At 60.3% G+C, this 6,934-nt stretch carries 6 protein-coding genes and 1 tRNA gene; 6 read left to right on the top strand and 1 reads right to left on the bottom strand.

What is annotated here, in order from left to right; all coding sequences use genetic code 11:
• Window positions 1-258: 258 nt before the first annotated feature.
• Window positions 259-343: transfer RNA gene (locus tag HGO40_RS29995), tRNA-Leu, on the bottom strand.
• A gap of 108 nt (window positions 344-451) precedes the next feature.
• Here HGO40_RS29995 and queA point away from each other — a divergent pair.
• The 6 genes from queA to HGO40_RS29965 all read left to right on the top strand — a co-directional run bounded on the left by queA (window position 452) and on the right by HGO40_RS29965 (window position 6,532).
• Window positions 452-1,501, top strand: a complete 1,050-nt coding sequence (gene queA / locus HGO40_RS29990) for a tRNA preQ1(34) S-adenosylmethionine ribosyltransferase-isomerase QueA (RefSeq protein ID WP_025211994.1) — start codon at window positions 452-454, stop codon at window positions 1,499-1,501.
• Between the two features lie 14 nt (window positions 1,502-1,515).
• Window positions 1,516-2,631 (top strand): tRNA guanosine(34) transglycosylase Tgt, encoded by a 1,116-nt coding sequence (gene tgt, locus HGO40_RS29985; RefSeq protein ID WP_212800693.1) that lies wholly within the window; start codon window positions 1,516-1,518, stop codon window positions 2,629-2,631.
• A 43-nt stretch (window positions 2,632-2,674) separates the two neighbouring features.
• Window positions 2,675-3,010, top strand: a complete 336-nt coding sequence (gene yajC, locus HGO40_RS29980; protein ID WP_007982729.1) for a preprotein translocase subunit YajC — start codon at window positions 2,675-2,677, stop codon at window positions 3,008-3,010.
• 63 nt (window positions 3,011-3,073) lie between these two features.
• A complete protein-coding gene (gene secD, locus HGO40_RS29975) occupies window positions 3,074-4,942 on the top strand; it encodes a protein translocase subunit SecD (protein ID WP_250965989.1) in 1,869 nt (622 codons plus the stop codon).
• 9 nt (window positions 4,943-4,951) lie between these two features.
• Window positions 4,952-5,866 (top strand): protein translocase subunit SecF, encoded by a 915-nt coding sequence (secF, locus tag HGO40_RS29970; protein WP_250965988.1) that lies wholly within the window; start codon window positions 4,952-4,954, stop codon window positions 5,864-5,866.
• Window positions 5,867-5,983: 117 nt separating this feature from the next.
• The gene (locus tag HGO40_RS29965; RefSeq protein WP_014336691.1) at window positions 5,984-6,532 is read left to right on the top strand and encodes a glycine zipper 2TM domain-containing protein; all 549 of its coding nucleotides are present in this window, start codon (window positions 5,984-5,986) and stop codon (window positions 6,530-6,532) included.
• Window positions 6,533-6,934 lie beyond the last annotated feature (402 nt).

Genomic DNA, 6,934 nt, shown 5'->3' with positions numbered 1-6,934 from the left:
GGGTGGGGCCACTCGAAGCATCGGTGGGTGCAGTGACATTTTTGTGAGCGCTGCGCGCTCAAGCGGGAGCAAGCTCCCTCGCCACAGGTTATTCCTCACCATAGGTTGGGTATTTGGGGGCTGCTTTGCAGCCCAGCGGGGATAAATCCCCTCGCCACAAAAGGGGGCGCCGTCAGGTGAGATCTGCGTTGATCACAGCAAAACCACTTTCCTGCAGACGAAAAAAAAGACCTTGAATTTCAAGGTCTTTCTTTAAGATGGTGCCCCGAGGGAGACTCGAACTCCCACTCCTTTCGAAAACGGATTTTGAATCCGCCGCGTCTACCAATTCCGCCATCAGGGCTCAATGGCGGCGAAGTATAGAGAGGTGCCTACCGTTGGTCAATCACGTTTCATGGTGAATTTTTAATATTTCCGCTAGACTTTCCGGCCCTGCTAGACGAACCCCATCATGCGTGTTGCTGACTTTACCTTCGAACTCCCGGATTCGCTGATCGCTCGCCACCCGCTGGCCGAGCGGCGCGCCAGTCGACTGTTGACCCTGGACGGGGTCAGCGGTGCCATGGCTCACCGTCAATTCACTGATTTGCTCGAGCATTTGCGCCCGGGCGATTTGATGGTGTTCAACAATACCCGCGTCATTCCCGCGCGTTTGTTCGGCCAGAAGGCCTCCGGCGGCAAGCTGGAGATTCTGGTGGAGCGGGTGCTGGACAGTCATCGGGTGCTGGCCCATGTGCGGTCGAGCAAGTCGCCCAAGCCCGGTTCGTCGATTCTGATCGACGGCGGCGGTGAGGCGGTGATGGTGGCGCGGCATGATGCGTTGTTCGAGCTGGAATTCGCCGAAGAGGTGTTGCCGCTGCTCGACCGTGTCGGGCACATGCCGTTGCCTCCTTATATAGACCGCCCGGACGAAGGTTCGGACCGCGAGCGTTATCAGACCGTGTACGCCGAGCGCCTGGGGGCGGTGGCGGCGCCGACGGCGGGGCTGCATTTTGATCAGCCGTTGTTGGAGGCGATTGCGGCCAAGGGCGTGGAGACGGCGTTCGTGACGCTGCACGTCGGCGCCGGGACGTTCCAGCCGGTGCGCGTGGAGCGCATCGAAGACCATCACATGCACAACGAATGGCTGGAAGTGAGCCAGGAAGTCGTTGATGCCGTGGCGGCCTGTCGCGCCCGCGGTGGGCGTGTGGTGGCGGTGGGGACCACCAGCGTGCGGTCTTTGGAAAGCGCCGCCCGCGATGGCGTGCTCAAGCCGTTCAGTGGCGACACCGATATCTTTATCTACCCGGGCCGGCCGTTTCATGTGGTCGATGCCCTGGTCACCAACTTTCATTTGCCTGAATCCACGCTGTTGATGCTGGTTTCGGCGTTCGCCGGTTATCCCGAAGCCATGGCCGCCTACAAGGCCGCCGTCGAGCATGGGTACCGCTTTTTCAGCTACGGTGATGCGATGTTCATCACCCGTAACCCCGCGCCACGCGGGCCCGAGGAAACCGTATGAGTCGCACCTGTCGCATGTCCTTCGAGTTGCTTGCCACCGATGGCAAGGCTCGTCGCGGACGCCTGACCTTCCCCCGCGGAACCGTGGAAACCCCTGCGTTCATGCCGGTGGGCACCTACGGCACGGTCAAGGGCATGCTGCCGCGTGACATCGTCGCCACGGGTGCGGAGATCATCCTCGGCAATACCTTCCACCTGTGGCTGCGCCCGGGCATGGAAGTGATCAAGGCCCACGGCGACCTGCACGATTTCATGCAGTGGAAAGGCCCGATCCTGACCGACTCCGGCGGCTTCCAGGTGTTCAGCTTGGGCGCGATGCGCAAGATCAAGGAGGAGGGCGTGACCTTCGCTTCTCCGGTGGACGGTTCCAAGGTGTTCATGGGGCCGGAAGAGTCGATGCAGGTGCAGCGTGACCTGGGCTCGGACATCGTGATGATCTTCGACGAATGCACACCGTACCCGGCCGATGAAGACGTGGCGCGGGTGTCCATGGAGCTCTCGTTGCGCTGGGCCCAGCGTTCGAAGAATGCCCATGGCGAAAACACCGCGGCGCTGTTCGGCATCGTCCAGGGCGGCATGCACCGCGACTTGCGCATGCGCTCCCTCGAAGGCCTGGACAAGATTGGCTTCGATGGCCTGGCCATTGGCGGCCTGTCGGTGGGTGAGCCGAAGCACGAGATGATCAAGGTGCTCGATTACCTGCCGGGCGAGATGCCCGCTGACAAACCTCGTTACCTTATGGGCGTTGGCAAACCGGAAGATCTGGTTGAGGGTGTGCGCCGCGGGGTGGACATGTTCGATTGCGTGATGCCAACCCGTAATGCCCGCAATGGGCATCTGTTCATCGACACCGGTGTGCTGAAGATCCGTAACGCGTTCCATCGCCATGATGATTCGCCGCTCGATCCGACGTGCGATTGCTATACCTGCCAGAACTTCTCCCGCGCTTATCTGCATCATTTGGACAAGTGCGGCGAAATGCTCGGCAGTATGCTCAATACCATCCACAATTTGCGCCATTATCAGGTGCTTATGGCTGGTTTGCGCGAGGCTATCCAACAGGGTACATTGGCCGCCTTTGTCGAGGCCTTCTATGCCAAGCGCGGGTTGCCTGTTCCGCCTTTGGACTGAGTTTTCCGATCCCTAGATTCAATACTTGCAACTGGAGTGCTAAATGAGCTTTTTTATCTCTAACGCCATGGCTGACGCGGCTGCACCGGCTGCCGGCCCTATGGGCGGTGGTTTCGAGTGGATTTTCCTGGTCGGCTTCCTGGTCATCTTCTACCTGATGATCTGGCGTCCACAGGCCAAGCGCGCCAAAGAGCAGAAGAACCTGCTCAGCAGCCTGCAAAAAGGTGATGAAGTGGTCACCACCGGCGGCATCGCTGGCAAGATCACTAAAGTGGCCGATGACTTCGTGGTACTGGAAGTGTCCGACACTGTTGAAATGAAGTTCCAGAAGGGCGCCATCGCGGCCACGCTGCCAAAAGGCACGCTGAAAGCGATCTAAGTAACCACTTCTTTTCAATCGACGGGGCGCGCAAGGCGCCCCGCGTCATAAGCGGGCGGCGTGATGCTGAACAAATACCCTCTGTGGAAATACCTACTGATCCTGGCGGTGCTGGCGGTCGGTGTGATTTATTCCGCTCCCAATCTATACCCGGATGACCCGGCCATTCAGGTCAGTGGCGCAAGCACTGCGCTGCAGGTCACCCAGGCCGATCTGGACCGTGCGAGCGCTGCGCTCAAGGCGTCCAATATCGATGTGAAGGCTGCGTCCATCGCCGAAAACGGCAAGGGCGGCCTGTTGCGCCTGGTCAAGGCTGAAGACCAACTGCCAGCCAAGGATGTGGTGCGCAAGGCGTTGGGCGACGATTACGTTGTGGCCCTGAACCTGGCCCAGACCACGCCGCCGTGGCTGCGCAAGCTTGGCGCCCACCCAATGAAGCTGGGCCTGGACTTGTCCGGTGGTGTGCACTTCCTGCTGGAAGTGGACATGGAAAAAGCCCTCGACGCACGCCTGAAAGTCTACGCAGGCGACGTCAAGAGCCTGCTGCGTAAAGAGCGCCTGCGTTATCGCAGCCTGCCGCAGTTCGAAGGTGCCATTCAGTTGGGCTTCAGCGATGAAGATGCCCGCGAACAGGCCCGTGCGCTGGTGCGCAAGAATTTCAACGATTTCGACATTGTGCCGGCCGATCTCAATGGCCAACCGGTGCTGCGTCTGGCGATGACCCCGGCCAAGCTGGCGGAAATCCGCGAGTACTCCATCAAGCAGAACTTGACCACGGTACGTAACCGCGTCAACGAGCTGGGTGTGGCCGAGCCGATCGTGCAGCGCCAGGGCGCCAACCGCATCGTGGTTGAGCTACCGGGCGTGCAGGACACCGCCGAAGCCAAGCGTATCCTCGGCAAGACCGCCAACCTGGAATTCCGCCTGGCTGCTGAGCCGGGTGCGTCCAAGGCCACTTCCGAGAGCTTCGAGTTCCGTGAAGGTGGTCGTCCGGCGGCGCAGATCGAGCGTGGCCTGATCATCACCGGTGCCCAGGTGACCGACGCCCAGGCGGGCTTCGACGAGCAGGGTCGTCCACAGGTGAACATTCGCCTGGACGGTCACGGCGGCGAACTGATGAGCCGCGCCACGCGCAGCAACGTCGGTCGCAGCATGGCGGTGATCTTCATCGAGCAGAAGCCGACCACCACCTACACCAAGCAAGTGGTCAATGGCGTCGAGAGGGACGTGCCGGTCCAGACCTTCAAGGAAGAGAAGAAGATCATCAGCCTGGCGACCATCCAGTCGCCACTGGGCAGCCAGTTCCGCATCACCGGCCTGAACGGCCAGGGCGAATCCTCGGAACTGGCCCTGCTGCTGCGTGCCGGTGGCCTGGCCGCGCCGATGTACTTCGCTGAAGAACGCACCATCGGCCCGAGCCTGGGTGCCGACAACATCACCAAGGGCGTCGATGCCTCCCTGTGGGGCATGCTGTTCGTGTCGCTGTTCATCATCGCCATCTACCGCTTCTTCGGCATCATCGCCACGGTTGCGCTGGCGGTGAACATGGTGCTGCTGCTGGCCCTGATGTCCTTGCTGGGCGCCACGCTGACCCTGCCGGGTATCGCCGGTATCGTCTTGACCATGGGCATGGCGGTGGACGCCAACGTGCTGATCTTCTCGCGGATACGTGAAGAGATCGCCGCGGGCATGTCGATCCAGCGGGCAATCAACGAAGGCTTCGGCCGCGCATTCACTGCGATTGTCGACTCCAACCTGACCACGTTGCTGGTCGGCGGGATTCTCTTTGCCATGGGCACCGGCCCGGTCAAGGGCTTCGCAGTGACCATGTCCCTCGGGATCTTTACCTCGATGTTCACAGCCATCATGGTGACCCGTGCAATGGTCAACCTGATTTATGGTGGTCGTGACGTCAAGAAGTTGTGGATTTAAGGGGCTGCCATGTTACGTACAATCAACTTCATGGGCGTTCGCAACATTGCGTTCGGCGTCACATTGTTCCTTACCGTCCTGGCGTTGTTCAGCTGGGCCACCAAGGGTCTGAACTACGGCCTGGACTTCACCGGCGGTACGCTCATCGAGCTGACCTACGAGCGTCCGGCCGACGTCACCAAGGTGCGTGAGCAACTGGCGTCGTCGGGCTACAGCGATGCCATCGTGCAGAGCTTTGGCGCCACGACTGACCTGCTGGTGCGCATGCCAGGCGAAGACCCGCAGTTGGGTCACCAGGTAGCCGAGGCCTTGCAGAAGGCTGGCGGCGACAACCCGGCCCAGGTCAAGCGCGTGGAGTTCGTCGGCCCGCAAGTGGGTGAAGAGCTGCGCGACCAGGGTGGCCTCGGCATGCTGTTGGCCCTGGGCGGCGTGATGCTCTACCTGGCTTTCCGCTTCCAGTGGAAGTTCGCGGTGGGCGCCATTATCTCGCTGATCCACGACGTGATCGTGACTGTGGGCATCCTGTCGTTCTTCCAGATCACCTTCGATTTGACGGTGTTGGCGGCGGTGCTGGCGATCATCGGTTACTCGCTCAACGACACCATCGTGGTGTTCGACCGGGTGCGTGAAAACTTCCGCGTGCTGCGCAAGGCGTCCTTGATCGAGAACATCAACATCTCGACCACCCAGACCCTGCTGCGGACCATGGCGACGTCGATCTCCACCTTGCTGGCGATTGTCGCGCTGCTGGTGTTTGGTGGCGACAACCTGTTCGGTTTCTCCATCGCGTTGTTCATCGGTGTGATGGCGGGTACTTACTCGTCGATCTACATCGCCAACGTGGTGTTGATCTGGCTGAACCTGAGCTCCGAGGATCTGATTCCTCCTGCGGCCACTGACACCGAGGTGGACGACCGTCCGTAAGGTTCGGTTTTCCGTCCGTCACCGCTGAAAAGGCGCGAGTTGAACTCGCGCCTTTTTTTATGCTCCAAGGCTGGGAGAAGCGCGGATTATTCCGCTTGTGATGGTCAGGAGGTTCAAGTGAACAAATCGATGCTGGTTGGTGCGGTATTGGGTGCTGTCGGTGTAACAGCCGGTGGTGCGGTCGCCACCTACAGCTTGGTAAAAAGTGGCCCTGAGTATGCGCAAGTATTGGCCGTGGAGCCGGTCAAGACCCAGATCAAGACCCCGCGTGAAGTGTGCAAGGACGTCACCGTGACTCGGCAGAAGCCCGTCCAGGACCAGCACCAGATCGCCGGCACCGTGCTCGGCGCTGTGGCCGGTGGCCTGTTGGGCAACCAGATCGGCGGTGGCACCGGCAAGAAGATCGCCACCGTGGCGGGTGCGGCCGGTGGTGGTTATGCCGGTAACAAGATCCAGGAAGGCATGCAGGAACGCGACACCTACACCACCACCCAGACTCGCTGCAACACGGTCAATGACATCAGCGACAAGGTTGTGGGCTACGACGTTCGCTACATGCTCGACGGCAAAGAAGGCAAGGTCCGCATGGATCGCGACCCGGGCAACCAGATCCCGGTGAGCAAGGAAGGCCAACTGATCCTGGGTCAGAACGAACCGGCCCAGTAATTGGAAGATGTACAAGAAGCACCCTTCGGGGTGCTTTTTTCATGCCCAAAGTTCACGCGCCACCCCGAAACCCCCTGTGGGAGCGAGCTTGCTCGCGATAGCGGCGGGTCAGCTTGCATCGATATTGAATGTGCCGGCCTCTTCGCGAGCAAGCTCGCTCCCACATTGGATCTGCGGTGGGCACAAATCCTATGCCTACCCCGAATCCCCCTGTGGGAGCGAGCTTGCTCACGATAGCGGCGGGTCAGCTTGCATCGATATTGAATGTGCCGGCCTCTTCGTGAGCAGGCTCGCTCCCACATTGGATCTTCGGTGGGCACAAATCTGAGCTGGTCTAATAGTCCCGGACACCTCAATAGGTGAAACTACACCTATTGAGGAATATTCCATGACCAAGAAGTA

This window comes from Pseudomonas sp. CG7, assembly GCF_023701885.1.
GTDB classification, from domain to species: domain Bacteria; phylum Pseudomonadota; class Gammaproteobacteria; order Pseudomonadales; family Pseudomonadaceae; genus Aquipseudomonas; species Aquipseudomonas zanjanensis.
The sequence above is the reverse complement of the archived record's forward strand: the minus strand, read 5'-3'. Positions and strand labels throughout refer to the sequence as shown.

Bases quoted from the DNA above. Each gene is read 5' to 3' on its own strand.
- queA (WP_025211994.1), top strand. From the start codon at position 452: ATGCGTGTTGCTGACTTTACCTTCGAACTCCCGGATTCGCTGATCGCT.
- tgt (WP_212800693.1), top strand. From the start codon at position 1,516: ATGTCCTTCGAGTTGCTTGCCACCGATGGCAAGGCTCGTCGCGGACGC.
- yajC (WP_007982729.1), top strand. From the start codon at position 2,675: ATGAGCTTTTTTATCTCTAACGCCATGGCTGACGCGGCTGCACCGGCT.
- secD (WP_250965989.1), top strand. From the start codon at position 3,074: ATGCTGAACAAATACCCTCTGTGGAAATACCTACTGATCCTGGCGGTG.
- secF (WP_250965988.1), top strand. From the start codon at position 4,952: ATGTTACGTACAATCAACTTCATGGGCGTTCGCAACATTGCGTTCGGC.